The 18,310-nt window shown below is 51.4% G+C and carries 19 protein-coding genes; 5 read left to right on the forward strand and 14 right to left on the reverse strand.

Going from position 1 to position 18,310, the window contains the following annotated elements; all coding sequences use genetic code 11:
- Window positions 1-2: 2 nt before the first annotated feature.
- The 8 genes from WKS99_RS08425 to WKS99_RS08460 form a co-directional block, all read right to left on the reverse strand.
- Window positions 3-764: a BRO family protein gene (locus tag WKS99_RS08425; protein ID WP_117515655.1), complete on the reverse strand. Its 762-nt coding sequence runs from the start codon at window positions 762-764 to the stop codon at window positions 3-5.
- Window positions 757-3,171 (reverse strand): VirB4-like conjugal transfer ATPase, CD1110 family, encoded by a 2,415-nt coding sequence (locus tag WKS99_RS08430; protein ID WP_445297949.1) that lies wholly within the window; start codon window positions 3,169-3,171, stop codon window positions 757-759. The genes WKS99_RS08425 and WKS99_RS08430 overlap by 8 nt, the downstream gene beginning before the upstream one ends.
- Window positions 3,134-3,523 (reverse strand): PrgI family protein, encoded by a 390-nt coding sequence (locus WKS99_RS08435; RefSeq protein ID WP_340405737.1) that lies wholly within the window; start codon window positions 3,521-3,523, stop codon window positions 3,134-3,136. Before WKS99_RS08435 ends, WKS99_RS08430 begins: the two co-directional genes overlap by 38 nt.
- A gap of 15 nt (window positions 3,524-3,538) precedes the next feature.
- A complete protein-coding gene (locus WKS99_RS08440; protein ID WP_118235807.1) occupies window positions 3,539-4,393 on the reverse strand; it encodes a VirB6/TrbL-like conjugal transfer protein, CD1112 family in 855 nt (284 codons plus the stop codon).
- Window positions 4,394-4,472: 79 nt separating this feature from the next.
- The gene (locus WKS99_RS08445; RefSeq protein WP_087374121.1) at window positions 4,473-4,694 is read right to left on the reverse strand and encodes a Maff2 family mobile element protein; all 222 of its coding nucleotides are present in this window, start codon (window positions 4,692-4,694) and stop codon (window positions 4,473-4,475) included.
- Window positions 4,695-4,696: 2 nt separating this feature from the next.
- Window positions 4,697-6,559, reverse strand: coding sequence for a VirD4-like conjugal transfer protein, CD1115 family (locus WKS99_RS08450; RefSeq protein ID WP_340405738.1), 1,863 nt, complete (start codon window positions 6,557-6,559; stop codon window positions 4,697-4,699).
- Entirely contained in the window at window positions 6,556-7,044 is a 489-nt protein-coding gene (locus WKS99_RS08455; protein WP_340405739.1) for a PcfB family protein, read from the reverse strand. Before WKS99_RS08455 ends, WKS99_RS08450 begins: the two co-directional genes overlap by 4 nt.
- Window positions 7,045-7,050: 6 nt before the next feature.
- Window positions 7,051-7,950, reverse strand: coding sequence for a DUF6017 domain-containing protein (locus WKS99_RS08460; RefSeq protein ID WP_340405740.1), 900 nt, complete (start codon window positions 7,948-7,950; stop codon window positions 7,051-7,053).
- A gap of 471 nt (window positions 7,951-8,421) precedes the next feature.
- Here WKS99_RS08460 and WKS99_RS08465 point away from each other — a divergent pair, with 471 nt between their 5' ends.
- The gene (locus WKS99_RS08465) at window positions 8,422-8,877 is read left to right on the forward strand and encodes a hypothetical protein (protein WP_186852586.1); all 456 of its coding nucleotides are present in this window, start codon (window positions 8,422-8,424) and stop codon (window positions 8,875-8,877) included.
- 706 nt (window positions 8,878-9,583) lie between these two features.
- Entirely contained in the window at window positions 9,584-10,195 is a 612-nt protein-coding gene (locus WKS99_RS08470) for a hypothetical protein (protein ID WP_340405741.1), read from the forward strand.
- Between the two features lie 265 nt (window positions 10,196-10,460).
- Here WKS99_RS08470 and WKS99_RS08475 read toward each other — a convergent pair whose 3' ends face one another.
- Complete coding sequence (locus WKS99_RS08475) at window positions 10,461-11,153, reverse strand: N-acetylmuramoyl-L-alanine amidase (RefSeq protein WP_186852587.1); 693 nt, start codon at window positions 11,151-11,153, stop codon at window positions 10,461-10,463.
- 249 nt (window positions 11,154-11,402) lie between these two features.
- Between WKS99_RS08475 and WKS99_RS08480 the strand changes: the two genes are divergently transcribed.
- From WKS99_RS08480 to radA, 3 genes are all read left to right on the forward strand, one after another.
- On the forward strand, window positions 11,403-11,870 hold the full coding sequence (locus WKS99_RS08480; protein ID WP_240287650.1) for a spore coat protein CotJB: 468 nt from the start codon (window positions 11,403-11,405) through the stop codon (window positions 11,868-11,870).
- Window positions 11,871-12,497: a manganese catalase family protein gene (locus WKS99_RS08485; protein WP_147571795.1), complete on the forward strand. Its 627-nt coding sequence runs from the start codon at window positions 11,871-11,873 to the stop codon at window positions 12,495-12,497.
- A gap of 137 nt (window positions 12,498-12,634) precedes the next feature.
- The gene (gene radA, locus WKS99_RS08490) at window positions 12,635-14,008 is read left to right on the forward strand and encodes a DNA repair protein RadA (RefSeq protein ID WP_340405742.1); all 1,374 of its coding nucleotides are present in this window, start codon (window positions 12,635-12,637) and stop codon (window positions 14,006-14,008) included.
- A gap of 269 nt (window positions 14,009-14,277) precedes the next feature.
- Here the strand turns inward: radA and WKS99_RS08495 are convergent, their stop codons facing one another.
- The 5 genes from WKS99_RS08495 to WKS99_RS08515 form a co-directional block, all read right to left on the reverse strand.
- The gene (locus WKS99_RS08495; RefSeq protein WP_147571797.1) at window positions 14,278-14,427 is read right to left on the reverse strand and encodes a flavodoxin family protein; all 150 of its coding nucleotides are present in this window, start codon (window positions 14,425-14,427) and stop codon (window positions 14,278-14,280) included.
- Window positions 14,427-15,434, reverse strand: coding sequence for an alcohol dehydrogenase (locus tag WKS99_RS08500; RefSeq protein WP_374740183.1), 1,008 nt, complete (start codon window positions 15,432-15,434; stop codon window positions 14,427-14,429). The genes WKS99_RS08495 and WKS99_RS08500 overlap by 1 nt, the downstream gene beginning before the upstream one ends.
- Before the next feature lie 176 nt (window positions 15,435-15,610).
- Entirely contained in the window at window positions 15,611-16,780 is a 1,170-nt protein-coding gene (locus WKS99_RS08505) for a pyridoxal phosphate-dependent aminotransferase (protein WP_240287646.1), read from the reverse strand.
- A 38-nt stretch (window positions 16,781-16,818) separates the two neighbouring features.
- On the reverse strand, window positions 16,819-17,529 hold the full coding sequence (locus WKS99_RS08510; protein WP_186852591.1) for an ABC transporter ATP-binding protein: 711 nt from the start codon (window positions 17,527-17,529) through the stop codon (window positions 16,819-16,821).
- Window positions 17,516-18,295, reverse strand: coding sequence for an ABC transporter ATP-binding protein (locus WKS99_RS08515; protein ID WP_186852592.1), 780 nt, complete (start codon window positions 18,293-18,295; stop codon window positions 17,516-17,518). The genes WKS99_RS08510 and WKS99_RS08515 overlap by 14 nt, the downstream gene beginning before the upstream one ends.
- Window positions 18,296-18,310 lie beyond the last annotated feature (15 nt).

The following is an 18,310-nucleotide window of genomic DNA, read 5'->3' on the forward strand; positions in this document are numbered from 1 at the left end:
CCTTATCCCATCCTTTCCTTCCATTCCAGCCGCATTTGCCCATCATCCAGCAGCAGACGGATCACATTCTTCCCCTGGGGCGTAATCAAGGTCTGCTGTCCAAAATGCCCGTATTTCCAGAAGTCCTTCACACGGAATAATCCGTTATTGGAGGGCTTGGCATAGGGCAGAAGGTATCCGGCCGGGCAGCGGTACAGAAATCCCGCGTCCATCAGGAAACGGCAAAACGCACGTTCCCCGATTTGCAGTTCCTTCGCCGTAGCCCGGATATTGGTGCAGTTTTCTTCATGGACAAAGGCGTCATAGAAATCTGCTTTCGGCCGCAGCCGTTCCACCTCGCCGGAGAGCTGCCGGTTTTTCTCATGCTCGGCAAGAAGCTGGTCGGCAAAGGCCAGCAGTATTTCCGGCTTTTCCGCCGCCTGCTCCAGAAGGGAGGCAGTCATGTACCCGCCCGTCTTGCGGATCATGGGAAGAACTTCGTCGAACACCCATTTTTCAAAGCGTTCCGCACCAGGCAGCCGACTATGAACGATCAGGCGGTACACATCACCCTCCGGGATGAATGTCAATTCCTGTACGCCTCCTTCTGTAAGGGCGCCCCGTTTCAGGGCCCCCTTACAATGCGTATTGATGGCGTTCCTCGGTTTTGCATATCCCAGGGCTTTCGCAACATCAAATCCGCAAAACAGATAATTGCCGTTTTCTTCGATCACTCGGATGCTGCCAAATTCGCGGTTATTGAAAACCGCCATCTTGTTATCCATTCTGGTCCTCCTTTTCGTCGTCCACAGTTTCGTGTGCAACCTCGCTGGGCTTGGTGGTGAGCAATTTATAGAGCTCGGTGTCTTTCGGGAAGTCATCCGCAAAGGGCAGGATGACATTGTTGAAGAACAGCAGCCCGTGGCCCGGCTCGGAGTTGGTCACATAGGCAAGCTGCTCCGATGAAATGTTCAGCCGCTCCGCCAGGATCTTCCGGTCGCCTGCCGCCTGGTTGAGCATATAGATGAAGTCGCTGTTCTCCAGGATATTTTCGATCTCCGGGGAGGAAAGCAGGTCCTTGGGGTTCTGGGTCGCCCCGGTGGGGATGCCGCCCCATTTTCTGAACCGTTTCCAAATCTCGGCGCTGTACGCCGCGGTCTGTTCCTCCTTCAGCAAAAGGTGGAACTCGTCCACGAAATACCAGGTGGACCGGCCAATGGCACGGTTGATGGTGACGGTGTTCCACACCGCATCCTGGACAATGAGCATCCCCGGCTTTTTCAGGTTCTTGCCCAGGCCCTTGATGTCAAAGCAGACAAGACGGTTGGAGATGTCCACGGTGGTACGGTGGTTGAAGAAGTTCAGCGAACCGTTCACATAGAGGTCCAATGCCTGGGCCACCCGGTCAGCCTCCGGGATGTGCTGGGACAGCAGGGCGTTCATCAGGTCGCCCAAAATCGGCATATTATCCGGCCGGGGGTCGGCAAAGTAGGGCTGGTAGATCATCTGCACCGCCCGGTCGATGACGGTTTTCTCGATGGCCTCCAGACCGGTCTTGCTGCCCATGATGAGCTCGCAGAAGGACAGCACGAAGTCAGATTTCAGCGCCAGCGGGTTTTCTTCCTCAGAGTAGTTGAGGTTGATGTCCAGGGGGTTCACATAGTCGGTGCTGGACGGGGACAGTCGGATCACCTGGCCGCCCAGCCGCTTCACCAGGGGCGAATACTCGTCCTCCGGGTCGCAGATGATGACATTGTCCTGGGTCATCAGCATGATAAAGGTGATTTCCCGCTTGCAGCTCATGGATTTGCCGCTGCCGGGGGTGCCGAACACAAGGCCGTTGGGACAGCGGGATTGTTTGCGGTCCAGCAGGATCATGTTGTTGGAGAGGGCGTTAAGGCCGTAGTACATGGCGTCGCCGCCCATGAACACCTCCTGGGTGACAAAGGGGACGAACACCGCCAGAGCCGATGTGGTCAGGCTCCGTTCGATCTTGATGCGATTGAGCCCCAGGGGAAGGCTGCTCATAAGCCCGTCCTCCTGCTGGAAGTCCAGCCGGGTCAAGAGGCAGTTGTAGGTCTGGGCGACGCTGGCCGCCTGGGACACGGCGATCTCCAGCTTTTGCCGGGTCTCCGCCGTGTGCAGCACAAGAAAGGTCATGTTGAACATTCTCTCGTTACGGGATTGCAGATCAGTGAGAAGGTCCTTTGCCGCACCGCCATAAGTAGACAAGTCGCTGGGGAGTATGTCCATATCGTAGCCACTGCGCACCGCCCGCTTCTGTTCCTGTATCTTCATGGCGTCCAGGTCGGTGATCTTCCGCTTTACCATTTTGATGGCCTCGTTCTGGTTGATGCCCCGGATGTGCATGGTGACCATAATATTTCCGTCCGCCTCCATGAAGTCGGTGAGGATACGGTCGTGCATCTCCGGCGCCAGAATTTGCAGGAAGGACACCGCCCCGTATCGCCTGCCGATGCGGAAGGTGCGGGTCTCCCCGAAGTGGAAGGAGGACGGAGAAATGAAGTCCTTCACCGAAAGGCCGCTGGCCGGGAGCCAGTCCCATTCAAAGGCGAACTGCCCGCCTTCCGGGTGGAGGATATTGTAAAGCAGCTCCAGCCGTTCCTTTCCGTCCAGCACATGAGCCGCCGCCCCCATGACCTTGAAGCGGTTGAGGGTGTCGGTCTCAATGCGGGCAAACCGGGCCCTCGCCGCGGGAAGGTTCTCCGCCTCGATGGTCAGGGTGACATACTTGGTTTTCACATAGCCGTTGTTGCCCCGTTTGTACTGCATCCGCAGGATGTCCACCGCCTCGTCTCGGATGGGGTCCAGGTCGTTGCCCTGCCTGGTGATACCGAACATTTCATCGGCGGCGCTGCCTCCGCTGCGACTGTCCAAAGTGACCTGGACGCCGATGGAGGGGTCGTAGCCGTTGTAGAAGTCGCAGAGGCTTTCAAAGATGCTCCGCTGGTCCTCCGGCCCTGCCAGGCGGTAATTCACATCCTCAAAGGCAATGGTCTTGGAGAAGGTGCCGCCCTCCAGCCTGCACAAGCCGTCGGGAAACATATTCTGAAACGGGATACTGTCCTGCACCGTATGGGCTTTCCCGTCGCCCTTTGCCTGCCGGATCACCGACTCGATCTGTTTGCGCTGATTACGGGTGAGCTTTTTCTTTACTTTCTTTTCTTGCAATCTTTTTCACCTCCTGTTCCAATTGGGATTGCCGCACCAGGGCGGAATAGAGATTGTTGGTCTGGTAGATGCGCACCTTCGGCCGGATGAATTTGTTCTGGATCAGATGGCCCAGGAACACTTCCAGCGGCTGCCCGTTCTTCTCGTACATGGCGAACAGGAAAAAGGGCAGCATCACCAGGATCATGCACAGCGCCGCCGTGGTGGTCCCCAGGCTCGCCTTTGCCAAAAAGAAAAGCGGTACGCCTACCAGCGCCGCCGCTCCGAAACAGATCACTTGTCGTTTGGTTAGCCCGAACAGAACCTTGCTCTGTATCCGGCTCAGGTCCTTCGGGATCGTTACATAAGCCAATGTTTTACACCTCCTTTAGTGGGCACCGAACAGAGATTTTGCAAGGCTGCCGGTCTTGAACAGGGTGTAGCACAGCAGAACCGTATAGCCCATGCACCCCCAGATAGCCGCGGATATGTTGTCGCCGGATGTGGAGATGCCCTCCACCAGCACCGCATAGATGCCCACGCAGATCATAATGAGGAAGGCCTGAAAGCCCAGGGCCAACAGGGAGCGAAGGTAGTTCTGCCCGGTGGAGCCCCACTCACGGTTGACCATCGTGGCAAAGGGAATTGGTCCTATTGAGGTGACCAAATACACCTCGATCATTCTGCCGTAGATCACCAGGAAGATGCAGATGGAAAGTATCTGCGTACACAGCCCCACGAACACGCTCTGGAACCACAGCCCCAGCAAGGCGCCCACGCTCCAGTCGGCAAGCTGGGTCTCCAGATTGCCAACCACACCGGAGATGTCGATGCCCGCGTCCGAGATGATGACCCCCGCTGACTGGCTGACCACATTCTGCGCCACATCGAACACCGCCATGACGATGTTCCAGGTATTCGTGACGATCAGCACCGCACAGAAGGTCTTAAAAATCCACTTGAAGAAAATCCAAGTGTCAAAGTCGTGAAGGTTGTTTTTCTCGATGATGAGCTGGATCAGCTCGTAGCACATGACGAAGGTGAGGATGATGCCCGCGATGGGGACGATCACCGTCTCCGAGAGATTGCGGATCATGTTGAAGATGCTGCTGTTCCAGGCGGCGGGCGTCATGCCGACCTCCCCGGCGATCTCGCCCACCTTTGTGTTCAGGGTATCAAACATCCCGGTCAGGTTTGAAATGATACCGTCAATGAGCAGTTCCTTGAACCACTCCTGGATCATATCCAATATCAAGGGAGATCACCTCCTTTGCGGGGGCTCCCGCTGCAAAGCGAAAGCCCCCGCCGGGTTTGGAGAAACATCAGGTGGTGGACAGCAGACCGGACAGCAGGGGGATCAGGGTGATGCCGATGAGGGCAACGCCTCCGCCCGCCATGAGCTGCTTGATGCCCTGGCTCTTGGAGGCAGGGTTGTCCTGGCCGTAACCTTCCAGAAGGTTGATGCCGCCCCATACGCACAGGCCGCCGCCCAGGGCGATGACCAGAGTCTGCAAAACGTCGATAGCGTTGGTAAAAAAGCTCATATTCACATTTCCTTTCGTTCAGTTGAATTGTTGGGTTGAAGGTCGGTGGCTTTCAATTCGTACAGATCGAAAGGCTCGTCCGGCTTCACAATAGCCGGTCTGCGTTTCATGTACCGTTCAATGTTAAAGGTGTTTTTCTTGTCGGAGTCGGCAAGGTACTTGTAGCGGGGATGCTTCGTTATATCAAACTTATCGCTGAAAAACGGCCGCACCCCTCGAAGCTGCAAGATACACTTGCCTCCGTCCATCACCGCGATCTCGTCCTGAGTCATCAGCTCCTTTCCTAATTTCTGATAGTTGAGGCCGTGAGAAACCTGGCTGCCCCGGTTCTCGGATTGATTGAAGCTGTCGATGGTCTCCTTGCCCAGCAGCTCCGAGATTTCTTTCAGGGTGGATTTCTCTTTGCCTCCCAAAAACAAGGTGGTGTCGCAGTTGCCCACAATGGTATCCGCGGCGTCCTTGTAGATGGTCTTTAACTGACTTTGGGACTGCAAAATAATAGAAGCCGAGATTTCCCGGCTCCGGATGGTGGCGATCAGCTTATCAAAGTTGGGTATCTGCCCGATATTGGCGAACTCGTCCAGGAGGCACCGCACATGGACGGGCAGCCTGCCGCCGTACACATCGTCCGCCTTGTCGCAAAGGAGATTGAACAGCTGGCTTTGCAGCATGGCGATGACGAAGTTGAAGGTGGTGTCCGTGTCGCTCATAATGAGGAACAGCGCCGTTTTCCGGTCGCCCAAGGTATCCAGCTCCAGTTCATCGTCCGACATGATCTCCCGCAGCTCCGCAATATCGAAGGGGGCAAGGCGGGCTCCGCAGCTAATCAGGATGGATTTCAGGGTCTTGCCGGCAGCCAGCTTGAATTTGCGGTACTGCTTCACAGCGAAGTGGTCCGGGTGCTCCTTCTCCAGCTTTGCAAAGAGCAGGTCAACGGGACTTTGAAATTCCTCGTCGTCCTCTCTGGCCTCGGATGCGTTGATGAGCTCCAGCAGCGTGAGGAAGTTCTTTTCCTCCGGCTCCGCCTCGTACCAGATGTAACCGATCAGGGCGCAGTACAAAAGCCGCTCAGCCTTCACCCAAAAATCTTCGGAGGATTTTTCCCCGTCGCCTTTGGTGTTGGCAATGATGACGTTCACCAGCTTCAAAATATCCTTTTCGCTGCGGATGTAGGCGAAGGGGTTGTATTTCATGCTTTTTTTGAAGTTGATGGTGTTGAGGACCTTGATGCGGTACGGCTCATAGATGACCTTTCCGTGGGCGTCCAGCATGGGCTTTCCGTTCTCGTCCAGCTTGGGGGCGCCCCGCCGCAGCATGGTCCCCACCTCGGACAAAAGCTGCCCTTTGGGATCGGTGACCACATAGGAACTGTGCATCTGCATGAGGGAGGGCTTGACGAAGAAACGGGTCTTGCCGCTGCCGCTGCCGCCGATGACCAGGATGTTCTTGTTCCGGGCGTACTTGGGATTTTTCGGGCGGCTGGACATGGTGAGCTTTTCCGTCTGGGTCAAAGGGATGTTGCGGTCAGGGACCGGATCGACATAGGGGGCAATGTCGGCCGCCGTGCCCCACCGGGCGCTGCCGTACTCAATGCCCTTGCGATATTTCTTTGTATTCTTGCTCTTGGCGTACACCGCCAGCCGGACGATGACCGCCCCGGCGATGCCCGCCAGCAGGTCCAGCGGATGCAGACTTGGTAGCCCAGAAGAAAACGCCTCCGTAAAGCCCTGGCTCAAATGCAGGAACTTTTCAGAGGCGTCAAGGCCGGGCGCAAGGCGCACCGCCTGGCAGAGCTTGTCAAAGAGATACACGAACAGCAGATACGGGAGGTTGGGGAGCAGCTTTTTCTTCCAGTCAACCGTCATAATTCCACACCCCGGTCTTTGGTCTTGACCTTCTCCCGCTGGCGGTGCTGTGCTTTGGCCTGCTGCTTTGCCTGCTCCAGCTCCTTGCGGATGGAGGGCTTTTTCTCTTTCTCCAGGTTCTTTGCGGAGAACTCCCGAAAGGCCGCCGTGATAACGTCGGCATCCCGGCCCTTGAAGAACACCAGGTAGCGGGGTATATCGCCGCTGGTGTCCTTTTTCAGCGCGAAGTCAATGCCGTACTTCTTGGCGGTGGCGGAAAAGGCCCGGATGTTCTGGTCGGTGATCTCGATGTTTGAAACGCCGGTATTGTGCTTCATAAGCTGCCGGAGGGTCTGCTTGCCGTGGTGCAGCTTGGTCTTGTGGCCGGTCACGCCCTTCTGCATCTCGTCCAGCACTTTTTTCATGGCCTGTTGCAGCATCCCGGCGGAGAGCTTGGTGGCCTCCACACAGAGGGCAACGGTGCGCTGGGTGACTTCTTCCTGCATGAGTGATTACCTCCTTTCTCCGCTGCCGTACAGATCGTGGTTCACCAGGGACGCATAGTAGCTGTCGATGGTGGCCGGGGCGTTATACAGGGCAGCCAGCAAATATTTCTTGATGTTACGGACATAGGTGGTGTTCTCCCGCATACGGTCCAACACATACTCGATGTGAGAACTATTCAGCTTCAGGAACCGGGATTTGACCACCTCCGCCGGATAGTCGTCTCCGGCAATGCGGATCGTCTCCCTGCGGGAACAGACGGTATCCACCATGAGCTCCACCAACTCATTCAGCACATCCCGATCCAGCCGGTCATCCCGGCATAGATAGTCATACTCGATATTCTCCAAAATCAGTTCCCGATAGTTCTCTCGCTCCCGCATCCAGTCCCGTCCGGTCCGTTTGGCCCCTGCGGGGGTTTGGAGGCTTGATTGGATAGGATTTGATCCTTCCGTACTTGATGAATCAGTATTTGATATTTGGTTACTTGATCCTTTAGTATTTAATTGTGCGGGGTTTTCCTGTTCAGGTTTTCCCAAGACAGGAGAATCCAAGACTGGTTTTACCTGAACTGGATTTTCCCGTTCAGGTTTTCCCGGTTTAGGTTCCGGTGGCCTGGGCTGCTCCAGGATCGTGTACTCGATGCTGCCGAGCCGCCCGTTGGCGTTACGGACTCTTTCACGGATAATATACCCCGCATCTTCCAGCTCCCGAACCGTAGCACAAATGCTGTCCACTCCATCCCGGCATATCCGGGCAAGGCCTTTGGTGGTGTAGTCCCAATCCTCCGGCAAGGATAGCATGAGGGACAGCAGCCCCTTCGCTTTCAGCGACAGTGCCGTGTTCCGCAGATGATGGTTTGCCATCACCGTGTAGTCGCGGGTTTTCTCAATGCGAAATACCGCCATAATCTCACCTCCCTCCGGCGATCTGGAAAAGTGTTCGTTTTCGGGGAAAAGATGACCTCTGTATCCAACGGATACCCGAAGGACAAATCACCTGCGCCTGCTTTCCAACAGGCAGCACAGGAAGAAAATAGAGGGATTTTCGCCCCTAATTGGCACACTAAATTTTAGGCGTAAAAAAGGGCGGCTGCCTTAAAACAGTCGCCCTAATGTGGGGGGATATACAAGATATTTTTCTGTTCGGATGCCCGAAAACCATTGATATTACTGGGTTTTTCAAAAAGTTCTGTATCGCCACTCGTACCAAACAATGATAATCCGAACTACATTATCCAAGTGGGTAATGTGTTCGGATTTATCATTTCTTTTGAAAATGTAATTTAGCAGACAATGGCAGGAAGAAAATTCCTGCCATTGCTTTTCAACAAAATCGGTGATATAATCACAGAAACTGATCCAAAGGAGGCGCATAGCATGAAGAAATCATGGTGGAAAGTTCCTCTATATTGCATTGTAGCAAGTTGGATATGTTTTCAACTGGAGGTCCGTTTTTTGGGAAGATGGACAATAGTAACATTGCCAGACGGGTCAATATCCACAGATAGTACACGATGGTTAATTCTTAATATTGTACTGTTTATAATTGTTGTTACGATTGGTGGATTTTTCTTTTTTCGTAAGATGACGCACAGAGAACTTTTTTACTCTGCGTCTGTCTTGGTTGTCCTCAATATTGTATTTGGCTTAATTGCTTATAAAATGCAAGGAATGTTTTCTCTGTATTTTGCCGAGTTAACAGAGTGGGATAGTTTTATTTCAAGTCTGCTATTCCAAGTTACTCAAAATGTTTGGATTTCTGCCATAATTGCCTGGATATTGCCTCCATATATTTTTGTTCTATTTGGACGAAAAGCATCTAATGAGAGTTAATAACAAGGCGGGAGCATCGTGACAGATGTTCCCGCCTTGTGCTTTAGTCCTGTTTTTCCTTGTCTTGTTCTTGTTGCGCTTTCCACTCTGCAAACTCCCGCTGTCCTTCCTCGCTCTCGAAAAAGGCTTGTATCTCTGGGAGCAGGGCCAGGACCAGGACCAGGACCAGGACTCTGTCTTAATTTGATCGTGCTACCTACTGCCCTGTCCCCAAAGGATATAATACTTACCTTTTGGAAGATTGTCATCGTTCGGATATGTAATTATTAGGAGGACCACGTCGGAGCAAAGTCCACTTTGCTCCGACATCTTTTTATGCTGGGGAAAAAAGGCGTCATCTGCCCGCTCCCTTGTTCCTCCTTTCCAACTGCGACCCGCTCCGCTGGGCTCGCAGCTGGTGGCCGCCCTGCGGGCGGTATTTTTCACCGTCGGAAAATATCGATATTAACAGTCCTCTGCAAACAATGATAATCCGAACTACATTCTCTAAGTGATGAATGTGTTCGGATTTATCATTTCTGCTGAAAATGTACTTTGATTAGCAAGAATTGGGGGATTGGGAACAACATTCCAAATCCTTGCTTTTTGTTGTGCTTCTTATTATAATTTATAAAACAATACATCATTTTGTCTGCCGATTTGCTCCAAGAAATTCCTCAAAAATGTTACATTTAGAGCAGTATGATATCGCTGAACGGAGGTTAATATGAAAAGAAACGTAGTTATTGTGACCATATGTTTGCTTGTATCATTCGCATTTTCCGCTTGCGTACCTGCAACCCCTAGCGACCAAACACCTGAATTTTTTAATGACATTGGAAAAACACTTAGTGAATTAAGAAATGAGTATCCCGAAGGCGAATTTATTGTAAGATTAGATGGATTCCCGGATTGTGCTGCTATATGTTTTGGGGATCCGGAGGCGGAATATGTTTCCTACTTTTTCGGAACACAGAGCGGTGATGCTGAAAAGGCTATGAACGAATATGAAGACCAGTTAAAATGCGCTGGTTTCATCACAACAGCAAATGTACTTTTTCCAGACATGGAAGATGACATGTCCTTTGAAGATTTCTTCTCCTTGATTGGTGTCGATGATTATGAGTACTTCGGAGAAGACACGATAACCGCAGAAGGCTGGTTAAGATTCATGTATAGTGGTATGGAAGTAATGGTGAACACAAACGAAACCGTTGCTGGCGGCGGATGGGATATCACAGGAGCAGAAAGAGTAAAGAGTAATGCTCCGGTATCTGTTGTAGACCAAGAAATATCAAATACCAATCTAGACTTAGCTGAGACGGTTATGTTCGATTAAACTGTGTCATGAGAACACATCACTGCGGCTGGCGTGTATTAATTCCTTGAGGGATTAACGGAAAAAACAGGAATTTATCGTAACTCAGTAGGAGTGATAGAGGTGCAGAAAGAGAAAGTGGTGGTAGGAAAGGACTAAGGAATCAAAACGGCGTGGATAGAGCCGGCTGACAGAATTTGAATTACACGTTTGATGTGTCATCCGTGAGGAATAAAGGGCTATGCCCGCATAGAGACAACCACCAGCGAAGCTGGTGGTTGTGTTCTTATGGAGCGGTCAGCCAGGCCCCCACCAGAACAGCGGCCAGTTGTTTCTGATAATCTGGATCCAACAGTTGTGCCTCCTCTTCTGGATTCGTTAAAAATCCACACTCCACCAGGACGGCTGGACAACTAATATGATTCATAAGATAGACCGTATCCGGAATTTGTTTTACCGACCGCTCATTTTCTGGCTGGAGTGTCCCCTTGACTACCGCCTGAATATGTTCCGCCAGTTCCTTAGAGCCCTCTGTGGGCGCATAGAATACCTGTGCGCCGTGATAGCGATTATTCGGATAAGTATTCTGATGGATACTAAGCAGAGTGGCGCTTCTTTGTCCCTCAATAGCAGCCACTCTATTTTTTAGATCAGATACCTTCTTTTCACGCAGTGAAACCGCACTGTTGTCGTGGAGGGAAATGTCTTCTTCTCGAAGGACCATGGGAGATACTCCGTAAAAGGCCAAAATATCCCGCATCCTCAATACCACTGCCAGATTAATCTGACTTTCCGGCATACCAGTGAGTGAGACAGCACCCCCATCTTCTCCACCATGCCCGGCATCCAGAATCAGATTGGCCTGGCTATTTACTAAAGAGGAAGATGACGCTATTCTATCCATTCTCCCCATGCATAAGCGCAGCGACCAGTTCAGCAAAAACAATACTGTCACGATAGCCAATCCTAGCAATAACATCCGCCGCCTCATAAGACCACCTCGACCTAACATATGGAGACGGACAAGAGCAATATTCCCTATTTAAAATAAAATTTATTTTGGCCACCAAATCTTGTCTTCCTTGGTAAAGAAATAGAGAAGATAACCAGAAAGCCCAAAAGTTCCATCCTTGACTCCCTTTTTCTCCAGGGACCACGTTACCGGTCAGACCATACACTGGGATGAGGGCCCATCCGCCCCTCAAATCCAACCAAGGAGGGAATCCCTTTGAATCAAGAGATCGGTAGTTCCTGCCCCCTGCAGACTAGCTGCCCTGATAATTATGGTACTCTGCCGTCCTGTGCAGGACTGGCAGTCCCTTACGTCCCATTTCAGCAGGATAGACCCAATAAATATTCCCAAAGTGAGGCTCTGAGCAACGGTACACTCTTTCCAGGCCTCAACCTCCCCTTCCATTTGAAGGTGGAAGGTTCCACTTTGCCCACAAATCCGCTGGTAGAGCTCCAGGCTCTGGAATTCGTCGTACTAGAACTTGGGATTTATCTTGACACCCATCCTGACGATACGGAGGCATTCACCCTTTTCAAGCAGTATGCCGCCATGGAAAAGTCGGCCAAAGCCGCTTACGAAAGCAAATTCGGACCCCTGACCAAAGCCGCGGCGGCGACTGGAGAGCGATACAACTGGCTCCAGGAGCCCTGGCCTTGGAATTTCCAGCAGAATGAGGTGAAGTAAATGTTTATTTATGAAAAGAAGCTTCAATTTCCAGTAAAAATTGCCACTCCAAATCCTAAGTTGGCCGCTTTTATTATCAGTCAATATGGTGGTCCAGATGGAGAACTAGGTGCCTCTATGCGCTATCTATCCCAGCGTTATGCCATGCCTTATGCTGAGGCAAAAGGCGTATTGACGGACATCGGCACTGAGGAGCTGGGCCATATGGAGATGGTAGCCGCCATCGTTCACCAACTGACTCGAAACCTCACCGACGAAGATGTGCGAAATAATCCAACCTTTGCTCCTTATTTCGTAGACCACACCACAGGTGTCTATCCTACTGCCGCTTCCGGGTTCCCTTGGAGCGCCGGCTCCATCCAATCTACCGGCGATGTCATTGCCGACTTGACTGAAGACTTGGCGGCCGAGCAAAAGGCCCGCCTCACCTATGATAACATTCTCCGCCTTTCCGATGACCCAGATGTCAACAACGTCATCCGTTTTCTGCGAGAGCGGGAAATTGTCCACTTCCAGCGATTTGGCGAGTGTTTGCGCCTGTGCAAAGAGAAGATGGACGCAAGAAACGTCTACCTTACTAACCCGGCCTTTGACAAAGCACAACCCAGGACTCCTGCTAGAGGTTAAAAAAACAGCCAGGCTCCCCTTTATTAGGGGGCCTGGCTCTTCTCAAAGCTGATAGAAACTGTCCGTACAGATTTACAATAAGGCGAAAACCTGCTAGAATAAAATAAATCAAACTCGGCACCAGAAGGAGCAGGACGATGAAAGCAAAGACTCTCTTTTACTGTACAGAATGCGGGAACGAGATGCCAAAATGGCAGGGGAAATGTCCTGCCTGCGGCGCATGGAATACGGTGGTAGAGCAACCCACGGAAAAGCCCGTCAAAAAAGCAGGAATCAACCATCCCAGAGGTTCCGCGGCTGGCGTGGCCGTTCACCGTCCCAAACTCATGAAAGATGTGGAGATCACAGATGAGTTGAGATTTTGTACAGGAATGGGAGAGCTGGACCGGGTTCTGGGAGGCGGTGCGGTCAAGGGATCGCTGGTTCTGATAGGCGGTGCTCCTGGCATTGGAAAGTCCACACTTATGCTGCAGATCTGCGATAATCTGTGCCGGTTTGCCACAGTTTTGTATGTATCAGGAGAGGAATCCGAACGGCAGATCAAACTCCGAGCGCAGAGGCTAAACGTGGCAGAGGAGGGGCTTCATCTGCTGGCGGAAACCGATCTGGAGAACATGATTGATTCAGTTCATCATCTCCAGCCTGATGTGCTCATTGTGGATTCTATTCAGACTTTATACCACGGGGATGTGAATGCCGCCCCTGGAAGCGTAAGCCAGGTAAAGGAGTGCACACTGGCGTTGATGCAGCTTGCAAAGGGAGAGGGAATTACTGTTTTTGTCATCGGACATGTGAACAAAGAGGGCTTTATTGCCGGGCCTAAGGTGCTGGAGCATATGGTAGACTGTGTCCTTTATTTTGAAGGTGAGAGGCATATGGCCTACCGCATTTTAAGGGCGGCCAAGAACCGCTTTGGCGCGACCAATGAGATTGGTGTTTTTGAGATGGAGGATGGTGGACTGTGTGAAGTGCCAAACCCCTCGGAAACTCTGTTAGCTGGCCGTCCCATGGATGCTCCGGGTACCTGTGTTACCTGTGTTATGGAGGGAGTACGCCCGGTGCTGGCAGAGATCCAGGCCCTAGTGGTGCCCAGCAGCCTAGGAAATCCTAGAAGAGTGAGCAATGGCTTCGAATATAACCGCACCATGTTGTTGCTGGCCGTGCTGGAAAAACGCGGCGGCCTTTTACTGGGAAATTGTGACAGCTATCTAAATGTCATTGGAGGGCTAACATTAGACGAACCAGCGGCAGATTTAGCAGTTGTGTTGGCTATGGCCTCCAGTTTTCGGGACAGACCGGTACCTCATGATTTTGCTGCTATTGGGGAAGTGGGGCTGACCGGAGAACTTCGGGCAGTCAGTGCGTTAGGCCAACGCCTGTCCGAAGTCCAGCGGCTAGGCTTTACAAAATGTCTGATTCCAAAGCGTGTCCAGGGCAAACTAATTGCTCCGGAGGGACTAGAGTTGATCCGGGTTTCCAGTATTCGGGAGGCTCTGGCGACGTTGCTGTAAAGCTTTTTTACTTAAGGGAACAAAATTAATACAGCTGGAGCTAGAAGTTAACCCGGAGGAGGCGGCTCGGTAGAGAGAACAGTATCCGTCCTTCTGATAAACACAGGAATCAGTGCACACGATCAAGCTCATTCTTTTCACCTCCAGTATCGAGAGTAAGTAGTATGTCCTAGAGTGGAAAAGATATGAGATTTGGTTTGGAAGCTTGACGGATATATAGAAAGATACAAATTCAGTGACACGTCTCTAATTTTAAATATAAGGAAAACTTACAAAAACCAAAGGTCTAGCAGAAAAATCTGGCTTTTTTCACCACTTTTGATTCGTTTTCCTAGATCCAGGAGTTCTTCATTCAACTGCTCTGACAAAAGTTCAGCGGCATAACGGCTGTTTCCAGTTCCGGAAAAATATAAGATCATTAGGACTTCTCCCCCATCTCAATAGCCACTTTTATCACGTTATCCCGCCGATGTTCAAAGAGGTCATAGGCCGCCTCGATCTCCTCTAGGTGAAAGGTATGGGTGATTAACGGCGTGGTGTCCAGCATTCCCTCCTTGATCAGCTTTAATATCTCCGCACAGCTGCAACCATCCACACCACCAGTCTTGAAGGTCAGATTTTTCCCGTACATTTCGGGCAAGGGCAGCTGCTGAGGACCGTCATACAGCGCCACTACTGCCACAGTGCCATTGGGTCTGGCACACTGCCAGGCCATACGAAAGGTTTCCGCTCCACCAGCGACCTCGAGCACTACATCCGCGCCGCCGTGGTCGCTGTTTCGCCGTACATAGTCCAGTGCTTTTTCCGGTGTGGTCGCCAGCACCTGAGGATAGTAACGGTGGAGAAACTGGAGGCGCTGTTCTTCCCGCTCACATACAATCACACGTTTTGGACTTTTTAACAAAACACACTGTAAGGTACATATACCTGTCGGGCCGGCCCCGATGATAAGCACAGTGTCATCAGGGCTGATATCTGATATCTGGGCCGCCCAATAACCTGTAGACAGAATGTCACCTACAAAAAGGGCCTGACGGTCAGTCACGGAATCAGGAATCTTATCCAAGCTCTGGTCCGCATAGGGAACTCTCACATATTCTGCCTGCCCGCCATCGATGCGGCAGCCCAAGGCCCAGCCACCATTTGGGTCTATGCAGTTATTCACCCAGCCATGCTGGCAGAAAAAACAGTGCCCACAGAAAGTCTCTACATTTACGGTGACCCTGTCACCAGGCTTCACTGATAATACAGCAGGACCAGCCTTCTCTACTACGCCCACCATCTCATGGCCGACCGTAATACCTGGCACTGCTCTTGGTACAGAGCCATGCTTGATGTGGAGGTCACTGGTACAAATGCTGGCTAAGGTGACCCGCACGATCGCGTCTCGGTCATCCAAGATCACTGGTCTCTCTTTCTCCAACAATTTGAATGTTCCTTGTTCCAAAAAAGTATAGGCTAACATATTCATTATCCGCTCCATTGTAGTTTCTTGATTCCAGCATAGCATTTTCCAAAATAAAATTCAAGGGAATCAAAACAAAGGCAGAGGCCCTGTCCCCAGACAAGGCCCCTGCCCTTCATTTGATCATAGATTTAGATTCAAAATCCCAGGCCCTGAATATAGCCCTGGATGCGCTCAAAGCCCCTCTTAATATTTTCGTCAGAGGTGGCGTAGGTAATTCGGATGAATCCTTCCCCACTGTCACCGAATCCGGATCCAGGGACAGTAACGACCCCGGTCTTCTTCAGTAGATCCATACACAAGTCACGGGAATTCATCCCGGTGAACTCTGTCAGTTCCTTGGCATTGACAAAGGCATAGAAGGCACCCTTTGGCTTTTTAATAGACAGACCAGGGGTCTGGTCAATCAGTGAACAGATCAGGTCACGGCGGCGAAGATAGCTCTGCCGCATATTCTCAATCTCAGACTGGCACTGACGTAGCCCACAGGCGGCCGCAATCTGGCTGGGGGCCGGCAGACAGGAAGCTCCGTTCTCGTGCAGTTTAGTCATGTTACGGATAATATCAGGCTGGGAGATCGCATAACCAAGGCGCCAGCCAGTCATGGCAAACATTTTGGAGAAGCCGCTAATGTACACAGTCTTTTCCATGATTCCGTCAAAGGAGGTAATGCTGGTATAGCCCGCATCATCATAAACTAACCGGCTGTATATCTCATCGGCAATGATAAAGATATCCCGCTCGCGGAGCAGGTCAGCCAGGGCTTTGCAAGTATCCTTGTCAATCACCGCACCGGTAGGATTAGAGGGTGAGTTGAGAATGATAGCTTTTGTTTTAGGTGTGATCGCGGCCTTGATGTCATCAGGATCTGGGATAAATCCGTTTTCCTCACGTGCTGGGACACAGATCATTCTGGCGCCCACCATACCAATCTGTCCAAAATAATTAGGCCAGGCCGGTGTGATTACGATGACTTCATCACCGGGATTTACCAAGGTGAACAAAGCCATCTGGATCGCCTCAGTGGCACCGCAGGACACCATAATCTGGTTTGTGGGATCAGGCTTCAGATCATTGGCATGGTACTCCGCAATCGCTTGGCGCAGTTCCAACACGCCACTGTTCGGGGTATAGTGAGTCATACCGGACTCCCAGCATCGGCATGCCTCTTCAATGATGGGGCGCGGAGTGATAAAGTCCGGCTCGCCAACTGTAAAGCTGATAGTATCCTCCATTTTCAAGGCCTCATTGAACATCTCCCGAATGACTGATCCACCCAGATTTTGGGCCAAATTTGACAACTGCATCGTTCATTCACTCCTACAAATCAGTTTGTTGTATATGCTTAGGCACCCAGATAGGCTGCCTTCACACGCTCATCAGCTAGCAAATCCTGAGAGGCACCTTGCATGGTAATTTTCCCCGTCTCCAGCACATAAGCGTGGGAGGCCGTATTCAGAGCTAAAAAGGCGTTCTGTTCGATGAGCAAGATGCTAGTGCCAGTTTCATTAATTTGCCTGATGACGCGAAAAATATCTTCTACAACAATAGGAGCCAGCCCCATGGAAGGCTCGTCTAGCATTAACAGGCTTCCGTTGGTCATCAAGGCCCGGCCTAACGCCAGCATCTGCTGCTCACCTCCAGAAAGTGTCCCAGCCTGCTGCTTTTCACGCTCCTTCAGTCGTGGAAAGATAGTAAATACCCGTTCCAGACCATCTTTTATGAAAGCTCTATCTTTTATCAGATTGGCTCCCATAGTCAGGTTTTCAGTGACGGACATCTTCGAAAATACCCGGCGGCCTTCTGGCACATGGGCAATGCCCTGTTCTACAATCTTATGGGGCTTCATCTTGGTCAATTCTGTTCCCTGAAACAGAATTGACCCGCTTTTTGCGTGCTCCAGACCAGAGATGGTGCGCAGAATGGTGGACTTTCCAGCGCCATTGGACCCAATCAACGCCACAATCTCCCCTTTTTCCATCGAGAAGGAAACGCCTTGTACCGCATTAATGGCTCCATAGGACACATGAAGATCCCGAATCTCAAGTAGCGACATTCTGATAGCCTCCTCCTAAGTATGCCTCGATAACCTTCGGATTGGCCTGCACTTCGGCGGGCACCCCTTCAGCTATGGTCTTACCAAAGTCTAAGACTTTGATGCGGTCCGCAATAGGCATTACAAAGTTCATGTGGTGCTCGATCAAAATGATAGTCACACCAAAGTCCTTGCGAATCTGTGCTACCAGGTTCGCCATATCCTCCAGTTCAGTGGTAATCATACCAGCTACTGGCTCATCCAACAACAGGATCTTGGGATCCGTCATCAGGGCACGTGCAATTTCCAGACGGCGCTGATCGCCATAGGGCAGATTTTTTGCTAGTAAATTTGCTTTGTCGGCCAGTCCCAGACGGTCTAACAGACCCATGACCTTCTCATCCAGCTCCCTTTCGCTCTTCACCATGCCCGGTGTACGCAAAAAACATTTGGCTAGATTCTGGTCGTTATGCATAGTATGGGCCATCTTTACATTGTCCGCCACACTGGCATTAGAGAACAGGCGGATGTTCTGGAAAGTTCGGGTAATCCCCTGTCGCGCAAACTGATAGGGTTTAAGCCCTACCATATCCACCCCATCTAGCTTAATGGTACCGGTGGTGGGTTTGTAAATACCGGTCAGCATATTAAATACGGTTGTCTTTCCCGCGCCGTTTGGCCCAATAATGGCAATTAATTCGCCCTTTTCAACTTCCAAATTAAAATTATCCACGGCGCAAAGCCCACCGAACATGATAGAGAGGTTTTTGACCTCAAGAAGACTCATATCACCACTTCTCCC

The organism is Flintibacter sp. HCN-6482, from assembly GCF_037892565.1.
GTDB lineage: Bacteria > Bacillota > Clostridia > Oscillospirales > Oscillospiraceae > Lawsonibacter > Lawsonibacter aceti.

Bases quoted from the DNA above. Each gene is read 5' to 3' on its own strand.
- WKS99_RS08425 (WP_117515655.1), bottom strand. From the start codon at position 764: ATGGATAACAAGATGGCGGTTTTCAATAACCGCGAATTTGGCAGCATC.
- WKS99_RS08440 (WP_118235807.1), bottom strand. From the start codon at position 4,393: ATGATCCAGGAGTGGTTCAAGGAACTGCTCATTGACGGTATCATTTCA.
- WKS99_RS08445 (WP_087374121.1), bottom strand. From the start codon at position 4,694: ATGAGCTTTTTTACCAACGCTATCGACGTTTTGCAGACTCTGGTCATC.
- WKS99_RS08450 (WP_340405738.1), bottom strand. From the start codon at position 6,559: ATGACGGTTGACTGGAAGAAAAAGCTGCTCCCCAACCTCCCGTATCTG.
- WKS99_RS08455 (WP_340405739.1), bottom strand. From the start codon at position 7,044: ATGCAGGAAGAAGTCACCCAGCGCACCGTTGCCCTCTGTGTGGAGGCC.
- WKS99_RS08460 (WP_340405740.1), bottom strand. From the start codon at position 7,950: ATGGCGGTATTTCGCATTGAGAAAACCCGCGACTACACGGTGATGGCA.
- WKS99_RS08465 (WP_186852586.1), top strand. From the start codon at position 8,422: ATGAAGAAATCATGGTGGAAAGTTCCTCTATATTGCATTGTAGCAAGT.
- WKS99_RS08470 (WP_340405741.1), top strand. From the start codon at position 9,584: ATGAAAAGAAACGTAGTTATTGTGACCATATGTTTGCTTGTATCATTC.
- WKS99_RS08475 (WP_186852587.1), bottom strand. From the start codon at position 11,153: ATGTTATTGCTAGGATTGGCTATCGTGACAGTATTGTTTTTGCTGAAC.
- WKS99_RS08485 (WP_147571795.1), top strand. From the start codon at position 11,871: ATGTTTATTTATGAAAAGAAGCTTCAATTTCCAGTAAAAATTGCCACT.
- radA (WP_340405742.1), top strand. From the start codon at position 12,635: ATGAAAGCAAAGACTCTCTTTTACTGTACAGAATGCGGGAACGAGATG.
- WKS99_RS08495 (WP_147571797.1), bottom strand. From the start codon at position 14,427: ATGATCTTATATTTTTCCGGAACTGGAAACAGCCGTTATGCCGCTGAA.
- WKS99_RS08505 (WP_240287646.1), bottom strand. From the start codon at position 16,780: ATGCAGTTGTCAAATTTGGCCCAAAATCTGGGTGGATCAGTCATTCGG.
- WKS99_RS08510 (WP_186852591.1), bottom strand. From the start codon at position 17,529: ATGTCGCTACTTGAGATTCGGGATCTTCATGTGTCCTATGGAGCCATT.
- WKS99_RS08515 (WP_186852592.1), bottom strand. From the start codon at position 18,295: ATGAGTCTTCTTGAGGTCAAAAACCTCTCTATCATGTTCGGTGGGCTT.